This window comes from Bacillus sp. EKM202B, from assembly GCF_011066025.1.
In the GTDB taxonomy this organism is placed as follows: domain Bacteria; phylum Bacillota; class Bacilli; order Bacillales; family Bacillaceae_G; genus Bacillus_A; species Bacillus_A toyonensis.
Genome location: NZ_JAAMNK010000010.1, coordinates 22655 through 41365 on the forward strand (window position 1 = coordinate 22655; position 18711 = coordinate 41365).

The window sequence follows — 18711 nt, forward strand, 5'->3', positions numbered from 1 at the left end:
TATACATATATATTTCAATGTTAAGGAAACATAGTTACAAGGTGATAAAATTGACCAATACATTCATAAAGATATTTTGTATATTGTTCTTACTATATTTTCATTCGACCTCAATTATTATGGCGAAATCTCAAACAAATGTGATAAGTGAATTTAAACAAGCTTTACTCCAAAATGATAAAAAATTAATGCGGTCATATGTAACAGAAGGGATTGAACTACCTACATTCCAAAAGGAAAAACCTATTCATGAAATTAAAATAATACCATCTCCAAAAGAGGATACTACAATTCTTATTTCCTATTTCAAAGACACTGATGATGAATTTACTATCGGTTACATTTTAGAAATAATAACAAAAAACAATAAAATATCTCAAATTAATCAAATTTATGATGGAACTAATCCTCTAATGAGAGAAGCTACTATTGTAAAAAAATATGAAATGAAGTGTAAGGAACATATACTTACTCCTACAAAATTCCCGTTCGAAATTCATGAATTTCAAGGGTACATCTATAACGATTACTTAGAACTACGATACTACAATAAAGATAGTAATGGGATTTTTAAAATCACTGTTTTACCAGTTCAACATAAATTAGATCAATATGTACATAAGGGCACTAAATTTTACATTTTAAAACATAATATAAAGGCAGTATATAATCCTCATTTTGATTTAGCATACGAACTTATCTTTCAGAAGGACGGTTTTCAATATAAAATCGCCCTTGGTAACAAACTATACATAAAAAGAAAATACAATGTTACTGATTTAATAAGAATTGCGGAATCTATGAATTAAAAAACCGATCTTTTCAATATAAGAAAGATCGGTTTTTTTATATATTTTATATAATGAGTTTTCCTCCATGATAGCAATAATAACTTGCTGCTTTAAGGTTTTTAATTCTCTTTAAAGATTCTTCCGCTTTTTCTATATCTAAGCAAAAATTTGGATTAGCTATTACTAATTCATTATTATCTTGAACGGCCGCATCCCCTGTAATTACACAGTCTAAGTCCGGAAAATATAATGAAATATGCCCCGAAGTATGTCCTGGCGTCGCTACTATTTGACATTTATCATTCAAAATCATTTGACCATCATATACTTTTTCATCGACAGAAATATGTCTTATATTTTTTAACTGTTGTATAAACCATTCACTAAATTCTTTCTCTTCAATTGGCATATGTTCTAACATTTCTTCAGCTTGAACTAGTCTCTCCGATTTTATTTCACCATTAATGTAGTTGGATTCTATTTCACTAGCAATAACATGAAGTTGAGGATATTTCACTTTGAAATCGTATAAAGACCCTATATGATCATCATCATAATGAGTAATAATTATATTTTTTAAGTTTTTCATCTCATATCCATGTTTTAAAATTTCATTTTCAATTAAAGGTAAAAAATTTTTATAACCTGTATCTACTAAAGTTAATTCATTGTTTAATACAATTAAGCTCGGATAAATCCATTGTTTTCGCCCGTTACATTCAAATTCAATTGGTAATTCTATTATCTTCATTTCCCTTCCCCCATACCGTTTATTAAATGTTTAATAATAACTGCATCATCCACATACATTTTACTATACATATCACGAATTGAAGTATGGGCTTCTTTAGTTTCTGTACAAAATTCAAACTTGGTCTCACTTCCCATCAACAGATTTCCGACAAGCTTCTCGATTAAATCCGTCTGAGTATCTTATTGCTAATTTAGATATATTCATTTGAGCGATGTCATCTAACGTATATTCCACCTCATGAGCCGTGATAGAGATTATAGTACATAATGTCACCCAATTCTAAAGCTAACCTATAAGTATTGCCGTTCTCTTCTCATAAACAATGAACCGGATCAAATCCATGCCCATGGAAAATAGCCTTTCTTACAATATCAGCAACCTCACCATTTTTGACTACATAAATTTTATTATCCATACTATGTAATGAAACACTGTAGGTCGTTGCATCATAAACATTATATTATTTTGAACAGGTAATTTCCTATTCTTATGGAATTATAAATTAAGAAACAAAAATAAAATGGATTATTCCCTCACTTCTTTGTCCATCCTTTTAAAAAATATATGTTTTTGTAAAAGGAGTGTTTATATGGAGAAACAGACGCTTTGGAAAAAATTCAAAAAAAGCTCCGCAAACCTTGGAAAATCCAGCGTATATGAAAGTATTATTTTATTTTACACAATGAAAAAGAAAACGTTACCTACTAAAGCAAAACTCATAATATTAGCTGCTTTATCCTATTACGTATTAACAATCGATTTCATTCCAGATATAGCTGCTATTATCGGGATTGGCTTATTAGATGATGTTTTAGCAATTGCTGTAGCGCATAAATACGTTATGAGGCATGCAGACGCTGAAATTCGTGAAAAGAGTAAAATTAAAATGGAGTCCTTGTTTACTTCAGCACACATTTAACGAAGAAAGATAGGCTCTCACTTGTCTTTGTTCACTATTTATCCATCTTCTATAGCTTTTAATCCAATGATTTGAACAGTGTTAAAACAGAAAAAAGAACTAAAATAATCTTTAGTTCTTTTTTTATCAAATCAATTTATTTTTGAACAATCTTTAAAAAGAGCCTATTTTAGTGTACCAACTAATACAGGCTCTTTTCTAATTCAAATTTGCAAAATCCGCATCATTTTACGCTATACTTTGTTACTTCAACAACATTTCTCTTTCATCGCTTTCATCATAGACATAGTTGTCTTCATCATTTCATCACATTCGTTCATTTTTACCATCATTGCCTTATCCATTTCTACATCCATTTGCATCATGTTATTCATCATCATTTTCATACACTTCATTTCACACATCATTTTTTCCATAGACATCATCATGTTTGTTGTTTCTACCATCATAGTTTTTTCCATATTAACATCCCCCTAGAATTTTTATGTTACAAGTATAAAAATTCCTTTTTGTTTTTCTAAAACCTTCTTAGTTTACCTCATACAAATATTTATCAATATATTTCCCTCTCTATTGATTATTGATTCGCTTTATTTATTGTCACACTTAAAACGTACATATAATAAAAAGCATCTTATTTTAGATGCTTTTTATTATATGATTGACACTATGAGCCCATTTATTTCGTGAACATAGGTTAAATCTATTATTTTTCATAAAATTCATAAATCCGACTATAACGTATTATAGTTTTATTCATATACTGTAGTAGATTACTAGAAAGGAGGCGTATATATGGAAAGTTGTATTGTGTTCGTAAACGGCCAACCTTTTTTAGTACTCACAGTTGCTGGCATCGAAATTGCTAGATTGGAAATTACTCTTCAAGTAGCACTAGCTTTGAGAGTTCTCGGTATTCCAATCTGTGAGTAGTCCATTTAAGTAAGTTTAAAAGAGGGCTTTCGCTCTCTTTTAAACTGTTGTCAATACATGTACTTCTATTCGCTTAGCAAGTGTAAATTATAACTTTATAAAATTTATAAATAATTATTTACGCTAAAAGGACTTTCTGTAACACACACCTGCAAACAATTCAACATCCTCTTCCTATCACGTTCTTTATAATGATTTAAACATGCAATTTGGATCCAATTATTTTTTTGCAAATAAGATGACTCATAATGAACAATGTATCCTTGCAATGCTAATGCATCGCCTACTGCTTTAGAAGAATACCCTTCATTTAACTGAATGGTGAGTATAATATGCGCGGTGTGCTCTTTAGGTGAAACAAGCTTTAAACCCATATTAGTAATAGCTTCTTCCATATAAGCATATGTCTCTTTTATTTTTACAAACACCGTTTCATCCTCAAATTTCTTCAATGCTTCTTGCAGTGCGTAAATTAAATTCCATGAATGTGAATATGGAATACTGTCATTCATTTCATACATACCAATGTCCATATACGCAGGTATTGCTTCGTTTTTCTTTATATTGTGATTATGAAAAACGAAAGATAATCCTGTAAATGATTTAATCGCTTTCCCGCTAACGCCACTTGCAAAATATACATCCTTCAAATCTATCGGTATTGCTCCAATTGAACTAATACAATCTACACATAGTTTCATATGATACTTTTTACAAAAGACATTTAGCTCGTCCAAATTATTTAACATTCCAGTTGATGTTTCATGATGAACAAACCAAAGCCATTCATAATTTCCACTTACAATTATTTTTTCTAATTCGATTTGTTTAAACGACTCTCCCATTTGTTTTTTATACGTATCAAAATTTAAATGTGCTCGTTTTGCCTGCTCAATTAATCTATTACCAAACTCTCCATTCGCTAAAACTAACCCTTTACCTTTTAAAGAACGTATCTGTAAAGCAATCGCATCATTCGCTAACGTCCCTGTTCCTAACATAATTTGTACATGTTTTGCTTTTGTCATTTGAAGTAATCGTTTCTTTACATTGTCCATTGTCACTTGAAATGACTTAGAACGATGCGAAATAGGCTTAGTAGAAAACGCCTTTTGAACATTCTCTTCCATGTCTACTGGACCAGGTAAAAACGTAAATTCTTTCGTCATAATACCTCCAACACTCGATTCTTCGAACATAGTAGGTGTAACATACATTGGCTGAAAAGCTGCTTCTTCTGTTCCAACTAACGTATGGAAAGATTTGAACCCCATTTGCTCATATAAAGGCAGCTCACGTGTTGTAGCTGAAATGAGTGCCAATTCATATCCATTTAGAAGCAAATAACGATGTAAAAAGCGAATTAATCCTAACAACGCTCTACCATTTCTATATTCACGTTCTACTGAAAGCAAACGAATTTCATATACGTTTTCACCATGTTTGTTTAAATATACATCTAAATTTGAGATTTTATTATGTAATGAGAATGGGCGTTTTCCTCTTACCGCGACCATACCTACTAACTTCACACCGTCTAAACAAATTAAATATGTATTTTCTTCATGAAATCGATCTATACGAAAACGTTCCTCCGTTTCTTCATGTTGCGGAATTTCTTCTACAAATGTTTTATAGTTCAATTTATGTATACTTTCAAATTCCCAAGCTTGATCAGCAATTTTATAAATTATCCCCATGTCCTATCCCCTTTCTCTCTACTTATTGCTCGTTGTTTAATTCATAAAAATTATAAGTGGAGATACCCCCACTTATAAAGTGAAACTTTAATCAGTGGGGGTTTTTTTCATCCCCCACTGATTATTAGCCTTCACCAATCGGGCTTTTACGGGCAGCCCGACCCCCACCTAACTTCTTTGCTTCCGCTGAATTTTGAGATGGGGGTCTTACTGCCCGGCAAATAGCGTGGGATAAAAGGTCCACTTTATTCTCGATTTACATATAAAATAAGAACAATAATAAGTACACTTAATATAGTCGTACCAATAGAGTAAGAATAAAAAACCATACAAATTGGTAAACAAGCGATTGTAATTAACCCTGGCTTTGTAAATCCTTTAAATATTAAATAAAAAACAATAAAAATACCTATGAGAGTAAGCGCTATCAAATAATCAAATGCGATGAGTCCTCCGATAAATGTTGAAATGCCCTTTCCGCCCTTACCTTTAAACAACATTGGGTAAATATGTCCAATAATAACGACCAATAATGTTAACATTACGAATGTAGCATCTTCAAAAAGATATTTTGCTATACAAACTACAATTGCACCTTTAATGGCATCACCTAAAAATGTAGCGACGAAATACCATTTTCCATATACGCGCCCCATATTTCTTGCGCCAGGATTTCCGCTTCCTTCATCCCTAATATCAACATTATGTCTCAACTTTGTTACTATATAAGCGGTCAAGATGTTACCAAATAAATAAGAAGCCACCAAATACAAAAACTGCATACTATTAATCATGTAATCATTCACTTTCTACATGGGAATACATATACACTATTCAATTACTACGTATATTGTACATTTTTTAATCTACATCCCTTTGTACATTTTAACATCATATTTTTACAAATCAGACAAAAATTCTCATTTATCTATTTACACTTTAAAATATAAATCCTTCATTAAATAGTATGTTCCTTTCACTGCCATTTCTGATTGTGATAAAAATGTAAGTTCTTCAATCCTTTCCTCACAGCACTTCTTAAATACATCATATATTTCAGGAACTAAACGTAATATGCTACCACTTACTGCAATTGGAGTTGAAAACTTACATTGCATCTTATTATAAACATCTACTGTAATTCTCGCTAATTCCTTACCAGCTTGCATCATAATTTCATGTGCACCCTCATTCCCATTTCTCGCTTCCTGAATAACTAATGGTGCGATTGCTGCAACTTTATCTTTTGAAGAAGTATATACTAGGCTTTTTATATGAGACGGTGTCAAAAGTTGAAACTGCCTTTGAATATTCAAGCTTAATGGACAAAGGCTAACTCCTTGATCGAATTGTAATGCCATTTTCTTTAAAGCTTGTAATGCAATCCAATATCCGCTTCCTTCATCCCCTAAAATATGTCCCCATCCACCGCTATACTCGTATACTGTCCCTTTCTTTCCTAGGCAAATCGCACCTGTACCGCCAATTGTTAAAATTCCTTCCTTCCCTTTTAAAGCAGCTGCATGTGCAATCATTGCGTCATTAAAAACTTCAATTTGTGTTCCGTACTTCTTTTTTAGACGTATTGTTAATTCATTTGTATTTGCTCCACTTATACCTGCTAATCCTAAACAAATACAAACGCAATGCTCATTTATTAAACGTTCCCAACATTGATTAATCGCATCTATAATATGTGTGAGTGCATTCTCATAATTTATTACTATATTTCCAAATCCACTTGTACCTCTCGCAAGCTCATTTCCGTCTTGATCAAATGCAATTGCTTCTGTCTTCGTCCCCCCACCATCTACTCCAATCATATACTTCATTTACTTGCCCTACTTTCATCTTCTAGTCGTATGGAAAGTTATATTCCCTAAAACAACCGGTTCCTTAGCACCTGTAGCACTCGGCACATTACTCGGATTACGATGGTACGTTTCGTTTGCTAAAACTGCAAATGCGATTGCTTCTTTCGCCGCTGAAGAATACCCAATATCTTCTTGAATACATATTCTGCATCTTTCTTCTCTTAATTTATTCTGTATCATTTCGACAAGTGTGTCATTATAGCTTCCGCCTCCACCTAGAACTACCTCATCAATTTCATACAATGGAAAAATAAACTCCTTATAATGCTGAACAATTGAACTTGCTGTAAACATCGTGACAGTCGTCAATATACTTTCTTTACTATACTTTTCAAATCGCTTTAATAATTCACTCACAAACTCTTTTCCAAATTGTTCTCTACCTGTTGATTTTGGTGGTTTCATTTTTAAGAATGGATGGTTCATACAGTATGTTAATATTTCATCTACAACTACCCCCTGTTTTGCAATTTCACCCTTTCGATCATATGGTAAATGAAATAATCTTTGACACACTTCATCAATTACCATATTTCCTGGACCAGTATCAAAAGCAATAACACTTTTATTACTTCGTTTACTTGGTATGACTGTAACATTACCAATCCCACCAATATTTTGCAGTATCCTATTTTTAGTTTGATGCTGGTATAAAATAATCTCTGAATATGGTACAAGTGGTGCGCCTTGTCCTCCTGCTGCCATATCCATCGTTCGAAAATTAGAGATTACTGTTGTTTCCGTTTCATATGCTATAACTGCTGGTTCTCCAATTTGTAATGTCGAAGAAATAAAATTGCCTTCTTGCTTTGGCTGATGATAAATCGTTTGTCCGTGAGAACCTATTAAATCTAATCGTTCCAATGAAAAATTAGCCTTTTTACAAACTTCCTTTACAGCATTAGCAAAACATAAACCAAGCTTAAAGTTCAAACTGCATATTAATTGAACATTAGATGTATTATTTGATAAAGCCTGCTGTATCTCATTTTTTATATCCTTACAAAACGGAACAGTAGTAAAATGAATGAGTTCAACTTTAGAATCTACACCGTTTCCTTCAATATGAACGAGCGCTACATCTATTCCGTCTAACGATGTACCGGACATTATCCCTGCAATATACATACTATGCATGCCCCCTATTCACTAAAAAACAATTATGTAAGTAAACAACGTACAACCTACAGAAAACAATATAAATCTAATAAACAACTGGACTTTCGATACAAAGGTGCCATCAATGAAAGAAACAACGATCGTAAGCAAAACACTTGCCGCAATACTTGTAACGAGCCATATACTATGCATTTGTGATAGATTTAGCATTCTTAATACAGGTACTAAGAGTAAATTTGCACATATTACTCCAAACAATAATATAAATACACCTTTATAACTAAATTTTATATTCATTCCTTTACACCTTCTCTCAGTTTAATACGAAAGAAGTGATAGACAAAAAGTCTATCACTTAAAATAACCGTATAAAGCTTAAGAACTAACAGATTCCCCGTTACCATTCTTTTCAATTTCAAGCATATTTTTGTCATACATTTTAAAGAATGGTAGGTAAATAAGAAATGATATTGCTATATTTATAAAAACTAATACCACTGCGCGCCAATCCCCACCTGTGGCTAAATACGCGCCAATTGGAGCTGGTAATGTCCACGGCGGCATAATATGTGTTGGCGTTACAAATCCCATCGCAGTTGCTGAGTATGCAACAGTTGCTGTTACGAGTGGTGTAATGATAAACGGGATAATTAAAATTGGATTTAGTACAATCGGTAATCCGAAAATAACAGGTTCATTAATATTAAAAATACCAGGAACAATACAAGTTCTTGATAATGCTTTCGAATATTTTGATCGACCAAATACAATCATAACTAATACAAGCCCTAACGTCGCACCAGAACCGCCAATCCATATAAACCATTGATATAACGGCTCTGGTGATATGAATGGTAACTGATCTGCTCCACTAGCAACTGCTTCACCATTTTTCCCTAAGTAAACTTCCCATAATGGCCGAGCAACAGTTCCAACAACCGACACACCATGGATTCCGAATGACCAAAAAAATGTAATTAAAAACACTGGAATGATTACACCGAAGTAACTATCACCAGCTTTTACTAATGGTGCTGCTAATTTATCAACAACATGGTGTAAATCAATGCTAAAAACGACAGTTACTAGACTCATTATAATAATAACGAATGCAGCAGGTATAAGTGCTTCAAATGAACGTGATACAGATGGCGGTACTTGTTCTGGCATTTTAATCATTACATTTTTCGTCTTACAAAACCTTAAAATCTCTACGGATAAAATAGAAACAATCATCGTCACAAATAATCCATGACCTCCGAGATTTGTCATCGGAAGCATAAATCCTTTTTTATCAATTAATTCAGGGGTTAACGTTAATAGCAGTGAACATACCGCAAGCTGTGCTCCTGATAAAGCATCTAGCTTATAACTTTTTGCTAAATTATATCCTATTCCAAATGCTATATATAAAGACATAATAAACATCGTTAACCGATATGGTATTAATATACTTGTTTGATTTTTCAATGCCCATACTGATATGAAACTATCTTTCGGTAATGGTGGAAATGCTACTATTAAAAAGAAACTCCCTACGATAATAAATGGTAACGCCGAAATAACTCCATCACGGATTGCTTGTAAATGCCTCTGTTCAGAAAGCCTTGCCATCGGTCCAGATAAGTTTTTATCAAGAAACGTGACAAACTTATTCATAACGCTTCCCCCTAACTAATTAATTCATTTACAGTTTTCAACAAAGTCGGTCCACCAAGCGGTGTGTATGCTTGCGGTGGAATAATACCGCACGGAATGGATTCCTCTTCTGCAAATTTTTTTACAGAGTCAAATCGGTGTCTTATTTGAGGTGCAACCATTACAACATCCCAACCATTCTTTACTTCTTCCTCTACCTCATTCGTTCCAATTGCATGCACTTCCATACTCACACCTTTTTTCTCCGCTTCTTTTTTTAAAGCGTTTACAATAATTGCGCTGGACATTCCTCCAGAACAAACGAATAAAACTTTCATTATTGAAGCCTCCTATACTTATAAATTATTTCCTTCAAATGAAAGAAAGTTTCACTTTACTAACAAGCATATGAAGACATGAAACGATTTAGTTATACTGAAAGTAAATTTCACTAAAAATATTTTTCCTATTAAATTAATGTTTCAATATTTATTTTTCTCAATTGCAAGGCCAACCTCACATCATATATTATTTTAAATAATCGTATAATAGGGAGGCGTATAAATGATTATGAAACGTTTATTAATGATGTGTTGTATCATCATCTTGTTTACTCCTTTTTCTTTCATTTCCCCTCACTCTACCTATGCTGAAGTAAATACTACTTACAAAAAGCATGAATTACGCGCTGTATGGATCGCATCTGTTCTTAATATTGATTGGCCCTCAAAAACTGGCTTACCTATCGAAAAGCAGAAACAAGAATTTATAAAATTATTAGACGATGTAAAAAACACTGGTATGAACGCAGTCGTTGTACAAATAAAACCAACCGCTGATGCTTTTTATCCTTCAAATTACGGTCCTTGGTCTGAATACATTACAGGTACACAAGGAAAAGACCCTGGATACGACCCGCTCGCATTTATGATTGAAGAAGCACATAAAAGAAATATAGAATTCCACGCATGGATTAATCCATACCGAATAACGATGAATCACACTGATATAAATCGACTATCAGAAAATCACCCTGCAAGACAACATCCCGATTGGGTTGTACCTTACGGCGGGAAGCTATATTACAACCCTGGTATTCCAGAAGTGAAAAACTTTATAACAGAAGGCGCTTTAGAAATCGTAAAAAATTATGATGTTGATGCAATTCATATGGACGATTATTTTTATCCTTATAAAGTAGTTGGCGAAGAATTTCCTGATCAAAAAACATTTGAATTATATAATAACGGGAATTTTTCAACTATCGAAGATTGGCGTCGCAATAATGTAAATGAACTCGTAAAAGGTTTAAATACTGCTATAAAACAAGAAAAATCATACGTAAAGTTTGGCATTAGTCCGTTCGGCGTATGGCGAAATATAGCTGACGATCCGACTGGTTCTAACACAACTGCAGGTCAAAGAAACTACGATGATCTTTATGCTGACACACGTGAGTGGATACAAAAAGGGTACATTGATTACATTACACCGCAAATATATTGGAATATCGGTTTCACACCTGCTGCATATGACATATTAGTAGATTGGTGGGTAAAAGAAACAAATAACAAACCTATTCACCTTTACATCGGTCAAGCGGCTTATAAAATTAATAACAACTCTGTCCCTGCTTGGTCTAATCCAGAAGAATATCCGAAGCAAATCGCTTTAAACCATCAATATCCACAAATAAAAGGTAGTATGCATTTCAGTTTAAAAGATATAAATAACAATCCACTTGGAATAAAAGATAGACTCTCCAAAGACATATATATACATCCTGCATTAATCCCGCCCATGCCTTGGCTTGATCATGATCCACCAAAACAACCTACTTTAAAAGGTGCCATTCCAAGAGATGACGGTATTGCTGTAGGAATAATTGACAATAGAGATAATGACTCTGCTTATTACGCCATTTACCGTGTGAATGGAAAAAATGAAGTGGATATACACAACCCAAAACATTTACTTACCACTGTAAGAAAAACAAAACTTGGAGAAATTTACGTAGATAAAACGGCTATTTCTGGAGAAACTTATACGTATGTGGTAACTGCAGTTGATCGATTGCATAACGAAAGTGTTGCTTCTAGTTATACTACCGTTAAGGCAAAATAAAATCTCAAAAAAACGCCTTAAAGCTGAGAAACACTTAGCTTTTAAGGCGCTTTTTCTATTTATTCTTAAACTTCTCAGTCGCTGCTCTCATCTTCACATTCAAATCATGATCAATGGAGTCCCGAATATCACGCTCTACTACTTCCATTTCTTTTTTGAAATTTTGCAAGTAGACTTTTAACTCTTCTTCTTTTTCTGGTCGTTGTGACGGAGGTAATTGCACCACTAAAGATAACATCGCAGTTAAATCTTTCATTAAGAACGTTTCAAGTTTATGTTGTTGTTCAAACATACGCTGCTCTTGATAATACGGCAATGCATTTAATACTGAAATTGTAATATCATCAACTGTTCTTTGTAATGAAGGATTTATCGAGCGTTTATACGTTTGAATTGTATTCAATGCATCTGGATATCGATCATAAAAATACAATTTATAAAACGATAGGTCTGACGGTTTTACAGTTTGCTGCGTTTCTTGTCTTAAGAAATCTTTCACTTTCATCGCGGCCACATCAATATCTTCATTTGTAAGCTTTTTCGTTGTTTTTGCCATTACATGCACTTTTTTCTGTTTTTCTTTCGGTAACATTGAAAATACTTGCTCTCTCGTACGTTGACTTGATGTACAGAAAAGAGTATTCAATGTATGTTGTTCTTTCTTTCCTTCTGTACGAATCCATCGATAAAAAAGTGGATGTTGCGTAAACTCTTGTAAAAACGGTGTCGATTTATTCGATAACTTTTCTATAGAATCTTGCGCCCTCTTGTACGGTTTCGTCCATGAAAAATACAGTTTACGTCCGAAATATACTACTAAAACAACGACAGTAAATGCGATTAAAAGTAATGTACCTAATAGTACTAATACTGTTTGAATGAAACTCATTTTTTCACCTCCTCTAATAATCTGTTATTTTCTTGGACGTTGAATGAGTTTCTGCTTCATCTCATCATTAAATGTGTCTAATTCAATGACAAATTTCTTACTAGACTCAATAATACGTTCTGACGATTTCTCAGAAGCTTCAATCGCTGCGAATACATTTTGGAATGATTCACGTAATTTATCCATGCTAATAGCAGGATTTTCAAGCAACTTTGTTGTTTCTTCTGTATTTTGTTTCAATGCTTGAGAGTTACTTAATACCATTGATTCAATTGCTTCATTTGTCGCATTAACAGCATCAATTGTTTTACGTTGATTCGTTAATGCTAGCTGAATAGCAGCTGAAACTGTTACAACGTTTTGCGTCATCGTAATTGCATTACGAATTGCCTCTGTTAACTTTTCATTATTTTTCTTAATGATATCTACAGATGCAATCGATTGTAATAGTACACTTTTCGCTTGCTGCATATTACGTGTACGTACAAGTATCTTTTCTAATGCATCGTTTATTAATGGAATATCTCTTTGACGCTCTGGGTTTTGCTTCTCAGCTTCAAGCATCCCAGCAAGTTTTTTCCCTAAGTATACTTGTTTATCAAGAGCATGAATTTTATCATGCGATTGCTCTTTTAACATTTCAAGGCCAACCGTATCTTCTTGCAAATTGTCACGGCCAATTAGAAGGGATCTAATAATCTCCTCGATTTGCTTATCTATAGATTGGTATTTATGCACATATGTTTCAAGTGGATTTTTTTTGAATACTTTAAACATTATTTTCTTCATACCACTTGCTTTTAATGAATTCGGATCAAGCTCTGATACCACTTTTCGTAACTCTAACAATGTATTTGGAATTTCTTCATTTTTCCCATTCATCATCGCTGTTACAGGACGTTTTAACGCCGATAACGTTTGTCCTGCTGCTTGTTGCTCTTTATCCCCTAAATCTCCTAGCTGAGACAATACTTTTGATAAATCTGTATTTTGCTCGCTATTTAACTTTTGTACATAAAGATCAGCTTCTTTATTCAATTCATCAAGTTCTTCATCTTTTATAACTGTATCAACTACTACTCCTACATTATTATCTTTCACAATTGATACGGGTTCTTTTTTCTCGAGTTCAGTCAACAAAATCGCTCCTTTATTTATATGTGCGAATTTATATGCACTATTTTTCATTTCATTTATCGTATTTCATGTACAATCAGTCTGTTTGAAATCGATTTTTCAAGAAATATCTGCTTATGCAGTCATTCCCTGTTTCTTAGTATAAGTATACCTGTTATCCACATTATTTTCCTCAGACTTAAGACCTAGAGAAGAACATGCTGAAGGCGGATTCTTCGTATGTTATCTATATAATTTACATTCTTTCTGTCATGCTGTAGTCAATCTTTTGACATTTGCCCGCTTTCAATGTGATAATTATATTACGTTCACTTCTATTTATTCTTGCGCGCTACAAATGCCCCCTTTTGAAAAGCTAATAACACCGTTTCAAACGTATCATCTTCTTCAATCATTTTTATAAACTCACCTAATTCACTCGCATGAGAAGTTGCATTATCAACAACAAGAAAACCTTTTGGTTGTAACATACGTTTTATATGCTCAAACCACCACATGTATTGCGTACGCTCTGAATCTAGGAAAATAAAATCAAATGAATGATCTAATTGCAAATCTAAAAATGCCCCTGCTTCTTGATTATGAATATCGATTCTTTGTAACAGGTGTGCCTTTTCAAAATTGGCAAGTGCCTCTCCAACTCGTTCTGAAGAAAGCTCTACAGTTGTTACATTTCCATTTGTTTCTTCTACCGCATTCGCTAACCACAATGTAGAATAGCCATTAGAAGTTCCAATTTCTAAAATTTTTTTTGCATTACACCCTTTTACTAAAATTGATAAAAATTGCCCCATTTCACGAGAAACATTCCGTAATTTTTCTTCCCTTGTTTTTTTATTTCGATCATGCTCTTCTCCATATTGTTCAAGTTGCAATAATAATGAATCTACTGTATCCATTCTTTTCATCGCCTTTCCAAGCAATATGATGAAAAAGCTCTTGCTGCCCGTCTACTTTTTATTATATGCGAAACAAAAACCTTTTTCCTGTTATATGACAAAGATTTATAATTTTTTATAGCATATTGTTTCGTTTTTTGGTAAAGTTAATTTCTACGTGCAATTATTCCATTCATATTATTTCACATTAAAATTGCAGTTATTAAATTATATAAACCCCATTTAAATGAATCGGTATTTCAAATTCAATTAAGCGCCCTTTTCGGACGCATTTTCTTTGTTTATATATTTCCAGAAGAAAGGATGCTTACAAATGAACGTGATTAGCTTAGATGCTGCTCGAAAACGAAAGCAGCATAAAAAATTAATGATTACTATACCGATTATTACACGTATTTATGAAGAAGACGGGGAAATTAAATTTGAGGTAGCTGGCGAAAAAGATGTACCTCTTGAAATGTTAGAAAAATAATAAAAAACGCATTTCTGAAGAAATGCGCTTTTTTATATTTTTACATTTAAATGCATAAGTTTTTCAGGGTTAACCATCATATAAATATTTGAAATTTTCTCATCCTCAAATGCAAACGAAAGAACATAAGTTACTTTATTATTTATTGTAACTATAACTCCTGGTATACCATTTACCATTTTGAAATCAACAGTGTACTCTTCAGTCAATCGTTGTGCAATTCCAAAGAACAAACGTATAATTCGATCCGCAGAATAAATCGGATGGATCGCAGTCGTAACTTTACCACCACCATCAGCTTTGAGTATAGCATCTGTTTTTAATACTTCTAGCATGCCTTCCGCATCCCCACACTGTAATGATGATACAAACTTTTCAACATAAGCAGCCATTTTCTCTGTGCTTAATTTTGATTGCTTCGGTTTCTCCAAAATGCTTTTTCGTGCACGTTGAAAGATCTTCCTGCAGTTCACACTACTCTTATCAACAATTGAAGCTATTTCTTCGTATTCATAACTGAAAACCTCTCTTAATATGAAAACAATCCTTTCTACTTCAGACAGTTGTTGTAAAAGTAATAAATATGCTGTGGAAAGGGATTCTTTCATTACAAATGACTCTGATGGCTCATCACTCTCTTCTACAAGTGGCTCTGGTAACCACATCCCCACATACACGTTACGTTTATGCGCTGCCGAACGTAATTTATCAATTGAACGATTTGTTGCCATCTTACACAAATATGCTTTCATATTTTCGATAGACTGAATATTCTCTATGTTATTCAGCGAGATAAATACATCCTGAACGATATCCTCGGCATCCATAACACTCCCAAGAATTCTATATGCTAACGAAAATAATAATGGTTGATACGCTTCATATAACTGCTCCGTTTCCATGATGAACACCCTCACTTTCTAATTGCTTTAAAATGTGTAACGCTGCACGTTTTCCGCTTGCTACTGCAGCATCAGCTAATAATTCATCCTGCCCAGTCCAATCACCTGCAACGTAAACACCTGGCATTTCAGGGATATTAGGACCTGGAGTTTCAACTCGTTCAATATGAGGAAAATCATATGCTACTGTTATTTTCGGTAAATATTGCTGCGCAACAACTTCTCTTTTCCAATTTGGATGTAACAACTCCATCGCACTTTCTAACTGTTCTTTATCTTCATGAATATGATTCATCTCTAGCGCAGGATTATGGTACTTAATTAGACTCACTGCAATGGATCCATCTTCACTTAATCTAGCTGCTCTTGATTGATTTGTGAAAAATATAGGTTGATCTAACCCTAATGCAAATTGATGTGTAGGATTGGGTAATCGTCTCAAACCAATATCTAATGCAGCAACGGTAACCGGTACCGATTGTTCACTCCATCTATGCAAACTTGTTCCTTCTGTCCCTTTTATTATTTTACAAGCCTCTTTCGGTGGAGTCGTCACGATGACTGTACCTACTTCAAATACATCATCGTCAAAACAATGTATTCTTTGTTTATCTTCATCATGCTCTATTTCCAAAACATGCTTTTTAGCCAAAAATTGCACCCCGACATTATTGGCTATATCTCTTAATTTTGTTATAATCGTCTCCCAACCACCATCTACATAAAGCACTCCTTCTTTTATAGAAAGCTGTATTTGCTTTAGTACAGATGATGCTAATTGTATTGTAGGAGCAAACGTATATGTTGTTGTCCGGCATAGCGCATAAAATATATTGCGAACCATTGGATCTTTTATTTCATTTTCTGCCCATGTAGTTAGACTCATTTCCGGAACTTCTCCTACATCTAAATTTCCTAAACGAATCATAAGACGTGAGAATTGTACTTTTGCAGACCACGAAAGTAGTGGTGTTGATAAAATTGAGCGAAAATCTGTTGGGATAGTGAATATATCCCCTTTCCATATTCCATGTGCTTTTGTAGATGGTATTCCACCTGGAAGATTCATACCGAGCTCATTAAAAGTTATAAACGCTGCCCCGCCTCTATATAAAGCATGTGCACCAAGATTCATGCAGATTCCATTTTTATTTATAGTCATCCCTCGGCCACCGAAGTGACTGGACTTTTCTAATACAATCACTTTCCTTCCTGCTTTCGCTAAATATATAGATGCTGTTAATCCAGCAAGCCCACCACCAACAATTGCTACATCAAATTTCTTCATAATAAAATCCCTCCTTATCGTTCTACATACAAGACGAACGATTAAGGAGGGATGTGACATAAAAATAAATTTTTATTACCCTACTTTATTTCATTACTTTTTAATTCGGTCATATTGCATACGAAATAACTCAATTGCAAATGGAATATCCTCTTCACTCTTTATATAATAACTGATCCATCCTGATTCAGGTAATACGTGATGTGGTTTTACCAATCCTTGCTTCACTAATTCATCTCGCTTTAACTTCGGAAATGGTAAATCAGCTAATTTATCACCATGAAGATGGCCAAGTTCTTTCTTACCATAATTTATTTCAATACCACCAAATCGGTGCGGTTTTTCAGAAACACCCGCCCAGCTGAGTACTTCATTTCTAATCATTTCACTAAATGACATGAACATTCACTCCTTATAAATGATTGATGTACTTTTAAATTAACATTTTCATTACTTTTTTCCATCAATCCAAAGTATGAATGGGAATACGAATATAGTTTAATCTCAACACCTTTATTTTTTACATATTTAAAACAATTTTAAAGGAGGTTTATTCTATTGAAATACGTTATGAACTCAGCCCCATTTACTCTGCCTACTCACAACTACAAGAATCTCAAAACGTATCAAGTGTTTCACGAATATGTATCACCACTACAAGTGTGTTAGATTGCTATAAAATCCTTGGAATGATTCATCAATTTTACAAACCAACTATAAACGATTTCGAAGACAATATAGCACTTGAAAATAGCCATTTTAATAACAATTTATTAACTACAGATCCAATCGCTTTCCACAATCTAGTATCGTATGAACTATTTGAAAATATCATTACGGCTTATACTTCAGATTTATAACCCATTTATTTACCAGATGGTGCTACAATTATTGATTTTACTTTCTCTGCATTTCCAAGAATTGCATATAACATGAAACAAGTAAAAGTAATTGGCATACCTGTTACACTTAAAACAACGGTATCCCATTTTGACGTCATAGAAATCCATTTTAGTTTAAAATAAAACTTGGCATTATTGTGGCTAAATTACGCCTATACCGCTAAAGCACAATTAATTATTCAGCAATAACCTATCTTAAATACAAGACCAATTCCTTTCTAAAAGGCATTGGTCTTTTCATATAACGTAACCATTAAAATATACTTTAATATTTTTACTCCTTACCTAACATCACGAATTCCGTCTTTCATTCGTTCACTCTAATTTTTATCCGTATTAACATTATGAGAAATAAGAAGTACAGGCCATA

20 protein-coding genes and 2 pseudogenes are annotated in these 18711 nt (G+C 33.3%); 6 read left to right on the forward strand and 16 right to left on the reverse strand.

Annotation, left to right across the window (positions count from 1 at the left end; translation table 11 throughout):
* Positions 1-17 precede the first annotated feature (17 nt).
* On the forward strand, positions 18-809 hold the full coding sequence (locus G9F74_RS14205) for a hypothetical protein (RefSeq protein WP_080119699.1): 792 nt from the start codon (positions 18-20) through the stop codon (positions 807-809).
* Between the two features lie 46 nt (positions 810-855).
* On the opposite strand, the gene G9F74_RS14210 is transcribed toward G9F74_RS14205, so the two are convergent.
* Positions 856-1542, reverse strand: a complete 687-nt coding sequence (locus G9F74_RS14210; protein WP_000691128.1) for an MBL fold metallo-hydrolase — start codon at positions 1540-1542, stop codon at positions 856-858.
* Positions 1543-1668: 126 nt separating this feature from the next.
* Positions 1669-1930 (reverse strand): annotated as a pseudogene (locus G9F74_RS14215) (nucleoside triphosphate pyrophosphohydrolase family protein); the annotation flags it as partial.
* Between the two features lie 204 nt (positions 1931-2134).
* On the opposite strand from G9F74_RS14215, the gene G9F74_RS14220 reads away from it, so the two are divergent.
* Positions 2135-2464, forward strand: coding sequence for a YkvA family protein (locus G9F74_RS14220; RefSeq protein WP_000415068.1), 330 nt, complete (start codon positions 2135-2137; stop codon positions 2462-2464).
* Between the two features lie 248 nt (positions 2465-2712).
* Here G9F74_RS14220 and G9F74_RS14225 read toward each other — a convergent pair whose 3' ends face one another.
* Positions 2713-2925, reverse strand: coding sequence for a hypothetical protein (locus tag G9F74_RS14225; RefSeq protein ID WP_000416118.1), 213 nt, complete (start codon positions 2923-2925; stop codon positions 2713-2715).
* A 334-nt stretch (positions 2926-3259) separates the two neighbouring features.
* On the opposite strand from G9F74_RS14225, the gene G9F74_RS14230 reads away from it, so the two are divergent.
* A complete protein-coding gene (locus G9F74_RS14230; protein ID WP_000443202.1) occupies positions 3260-3397 on the forward strand; it encodes a DUF3956 domain-containing protein in 138 nt (45 codons plus the stop codon).
* A 104-nt stretch (positions 3398-3501) separates the two neighbouring features.
* Here G9F74_RS14230 and G9F74_RS14235 read toward each other — a convergent pair whose 3' ends face one another.
* The 7 genes from G9F74_RS14235 to G9F74_RS14265 all read right to left on the reverse strand — a co-directional run bounded on the left by G9F74_RS14235 (position 3502) and on the right by G9F74_RS14265 (position 10066).
* On the reverse strand, positions 3502-5097 hold the full coding sequence (locus tag G9F74_RS14235) for an aminotransferase class V-fold PLP-dependent enzyme (protein WP_016108400.1): 1596 nt from the start codon (positions 5095-5097) through the stop codon (positions 3502-3504).
* A gap of 245 nt (positions 5098-5342) precedes the next feature.
* Entirely contained in the window at positions 5343-5891 is a 549-nt protein-coding gene (gene plsY, locus G9F74_RS14240) for a glycerol-3-phosphate 1-O-acyltransferase PlsY (RefSeq protein WP_000610843.1), read from the reverse strand.
* A 138-nt stretch (positions 5892-6029) separates the two neighbouring features.
* The gene (locus G9F74_RS14245) at positions 6030-6929 is read right to left on the reverse strand and encodes a BadF/BadG/BcrA/BcrD ATPase family protein (RefSeq protein WP_016108399.1); all 900 of its coding nucleotides are present in this window, start codon (positions 6927-6929) and stop codon (positions 6030-6032) included.
* 15 nt (positions 6930-6944) lie between these two features.
* Positions 6945-8099, reverse strand: coding sequence for an anhydro-N-acetylmuramic acid kinase AnmK (gene anmK, locus G9F74_RS14250; RefSeq protein WP_016108398.1), 1155 nt, complete (start codon positions 8097-8099; stop codon positions 6945-6947).
* Between the two features lie 21 nt (positions 8100-8120).
* The gene (locus tag G9F74_RS14255) at positions 8121-8387 is read right to left on the reverse strand and encodes a hypothetical protein (protein ID WP_001021950.1); all 267 of its coding nucleotides are present in this window, start codon (positions 8385-8387) and stop codon (positions 8121-8123) included.
* A gap of 78 nt (positions 8388-8465) precedes the next feature.
* The gene (locus tag G9F74_RS14260; RefSeq protein WP_016108397.1) at positions 8466-9749 is read right to left on the reverse strand and encodes a PTS sugar transporter subunit IIC; all 1284 of its coding nucleotides are present in this window, start codon (positions 9747-9749) and stop codon (positions 8466-8468) included.
* 11 nt (positions 9750-9760) lie between these two features.
* Positions 9761-10066: a PTS sugar transporter subunit IIB gene (locus G9F74_RS14265; protein ID WP_016108396.1), complete on the reverse strand. Its 306-nt coding sequence runs from the start codon at positions 10064-10066 to the stop codon at positions 9761-9763.
* A gap of 226 nt (positions 10067-10292) precedes the next feature.
* On the opposite strand from G9F74_RS14265, the gene G9F74_RS14270 reads away from it, so the two are divergent.
* A complete protein-coding gene (locus G9F74_RS14270) occupies positions 10293-11852 on the forward strand; it encodes a glycoside hydrolase family 10-like protein (RefSeq protein ID WP_000605563.1) in 1560 nt (519 codons plus the stop codon).
* A gap of 55 nt (positions 11853-11907) precedes the next feature.
* Here the strand turns inward: G9F74_RS14270 and G9F74_RS14275 are convergent, their stop codons facing one another.
* The 3 genes from G9F74_RS14275 to G9F74_RS14285 form a co-directional block, all read right to left on the reverse strand.
* On the reverse strand, positions 11908-12741 hold the full coding sequence (locus tag G9F74_RS14275; protein WP_000008388.1) for a DUF3974 domain-containing protein: 834 nt from the start codon (positions 12739-12741) through the stop codon (positions 11908-11910).
* A 24-nt stretch (positions 12742-12765) separates the two neighbouring features.
* The gene (locus tag G9F74_RS14280; RefSeq protein WP_000137414.1) at positions 12766-13878 is read right to left on the reverse strand and encodes a toxic anion resistance protein; all 1113 of its coding nucleotides are present in this window, start codon (positions 13876-13878) and stop codon (positions 12766-12768) included.
* 314 nt (positions 13879-14192) lie between these two features.
* Complete coding sequence (locus G9F74_RS14285) at positions 14193-14786, reverse strand: O-methyltransferase (protein ID WP_002093755.1); 594 nt, start codon at positions 14784-14786, stop codon at positions 14193-14195.
* 304 nt (positions 14787-15090) lie between these two features.
* Between G9F74_RS14285 and G9F74_RS14290 the strand changes: the two genes are divergently transcribed.
* Positions 15091-15249: a hypothetical protein gene (locus G9F74_RS14290; protein ID WP_001100984.1), complete on the forward strand. Its 159-nt coding sequence runs from the start codon at positions 15091-15093 to the stop codon at positions 15247-15249.
* Positions 15250-15281: 32 nt separating this feature from the next.
* On the opposite strand, the gene G9F74_RS14295 is transcribed toward G9F74_RS14290, so the two are convergent.
* The 3 genes from G9F74_RS14295 to G9F74_RS14305 form a co-directional block, all read right to left on the reverse strand.
* On the reverse strand, positions 15282-16151 hold the full coding sequence (locus G9F74_RS14295; RefSeq protein WP_000447155.1) for a sigma-70 family RNA polymerase sigma factor: 870 nt from the start codon (positions 16149-16151) through the stop codon (positions 15282-15284).
* The gene (locus G9F74_RS14300; protein ID WP_016108395.1) at positions 16129-17439 is read right to left on the reverse strand and encodes a phytoene desaturase family protein; all 1311 of its coding nucleotides are present in this window, start codon (positions 17437-17439) and stop codon (positions 16129-16131) included. Before G9F74_RS14300 ends, G9F74_RS14295 begins: the two co-directional genes overlap by 23 nt.
* Before the next feature lie 93 nt (positions 17440-17532).
* A complete protein-coding gene (locus tag G9F74_RS14305) occupies positions 17533-17838 on the reverse strand; it encodes a luciferase domain-containing protein (protein ID WP_000010317.1) in 306 nt (101 codons plus the stop codon).
* A gap of 155 nt (positions 17839-17993) precedes the next feature.
* On the opposite strand from G9F74_RS14305, the pseudogene G9F74_RS30430 reads away from it, so the two are divergent.
* A pseudogene (locus G9F74_RS30430) lies at positions 17994-18530 on the forward strand (HD domain-containing protein); the annotation flags it as partial.
* Positions 18531-18711: the final 181 nt, after the last annotated feature.

What these genes read in the sequence shown, in the direction of transcription:
- G9F74_RS14270 (WP_000605563.1), top strand. Translation starts at nt 10,293, where the DNA reads ATGATTATGAAACGTTTATTAATGATGTGTTGTATCATCATCTTGTTT.
- G9F74_RS14285 (WP_002093755.1), bottom strand. Translation starts at nt 14,786, where the DNA reads ATGAAAAGAATGGATACAGTAGATTCATTATTATTGCAACTTGAACAA.
- G9F74_RS14210 (WP_000691128.1), bottom strand. Translation starts at nt 1,542, where the DNA reads ATGAAGATAATAGAATTACCAATTGAATTTGAATGTAACGGGCGAAAA.
- G9F74_RS14290 (WP_001100984.1), top strand. Translation starts at nt 15,091, where the DNA reads ATGAACGTGATTAGCTTAGATGCTGCTCGAAAACGAAAGCAGCATAAA.
- G9F74_RS14305 (WP_000010317.1), bottom strand. Translation starts at nt 17,838, where the DNA reads ATGTCATTTAGTGAAATGATTAGAAATGAAGTACTCAGCTGGGCGGGT.
- G9F74_RS14205 (WP_080119699.1), top strand. Translation starts at nt 18, where the DNA reads ATGTTAAGGAAACATAGTTACAAGGTGATAAAATTGACCAATACATTC.
- G9F74_RS14235 (WP_016108400.1), bottom strand. Translation starts at nt 5,097, where the DNA reads ATGGGGATAATTTATAAAATTGCTGATCAAGCTTGGGAATTTGAAAGT.
- plsY (WP_000610843.1), bottom strand. Translation starts at nt 5,891, where the DNA reads ATGATTAATAGTATGCAGTTTTTGTATTTGGTGGCTTCTTATTTATTT.
- G9F74_RS14245 (WP_016108399.1), bottom strand. Translation starts at nt 6,929, where the DNA reads ATGAAGTATATGATTGGAGTAGATGGTGGGGGGACGAAGACAGAAGCA.
- G9F74_RS14230 (WP_000443202.1), top strand. Translation starts at nt 3,260, where the DNA reads ATGGAAAGTTGTATTGTGTTCGTAAACGGCCAACCTTTTTTAGTACTC.
- G9F74_RS14275 (WP_000008388.1), bottom strand. Translation starts at nt 12,741, where the DNA reads ATGAGTTTCATTCAAACAGTATTAGTACTATTAGGTACATTACTTTTA.
- G9F74_RS14265 (WP_016108396.1), bottom strand. Translation starts at nt 10,066, where the DNA reads ATGAAAGTTTTATTCGTTTGTTCTGGAGGAATGTCCAGCGCAATTATT.
- G9F74_RS14220 (WP_000415068.1), top strand. Translation starts at nt 2,135, where the DNA reads ATGGAGAAACAGACGCTTTGGAAAAAATTCAAAAAAAGCTCCGCAAAC.
- G9F74_RS14225 (WP_000416118.1), bottom strand. Translation starts at nt 2,925, where the DNA reads ATGGAAAAAACTATGATGGTAGAAACAACAAACATGATGATGTCTATG.
- G9F74_RS14255 (WP_001021950.1), bottom strand. Translation starts at nt 8,387, where the DNA reads ATGAATATAAAATTTAGTTATAAAGGTGTATTTATATTATTGTTTGGA.
- G9F74_RS14260 (WP_016108397.1), bottom strand. Translation starts at nt 9,749, where the DNA reads ATGAATAAGTTTGTCACGTTTCTTGATAAAAACTTATCTGGACCGATG.
- G9F74_RS14295 (WP_000447155.1), bottom strand. Translation starts at nt 16,151, where the DNA reads ATGGAAACGGAGCAGTTATATGAAGCGTATCAACCATTATTATTTTCG.
- anmK (WP_016108398.1), bottom strand. Translation starts at nt 8,099, where the DNA reads ATGTATATTGCAGGGATAATGTCCGGTACATCGTTAGACGGAATAGAT.
- G9F74_RS14300 (WP_016108395.1), bottom strand. Translation starts at nt 17,439, where the DNA reads ATGAAGAAATTTGATGTAGCAATTGTTGGTGGTGGGCTTGCTGGATTA.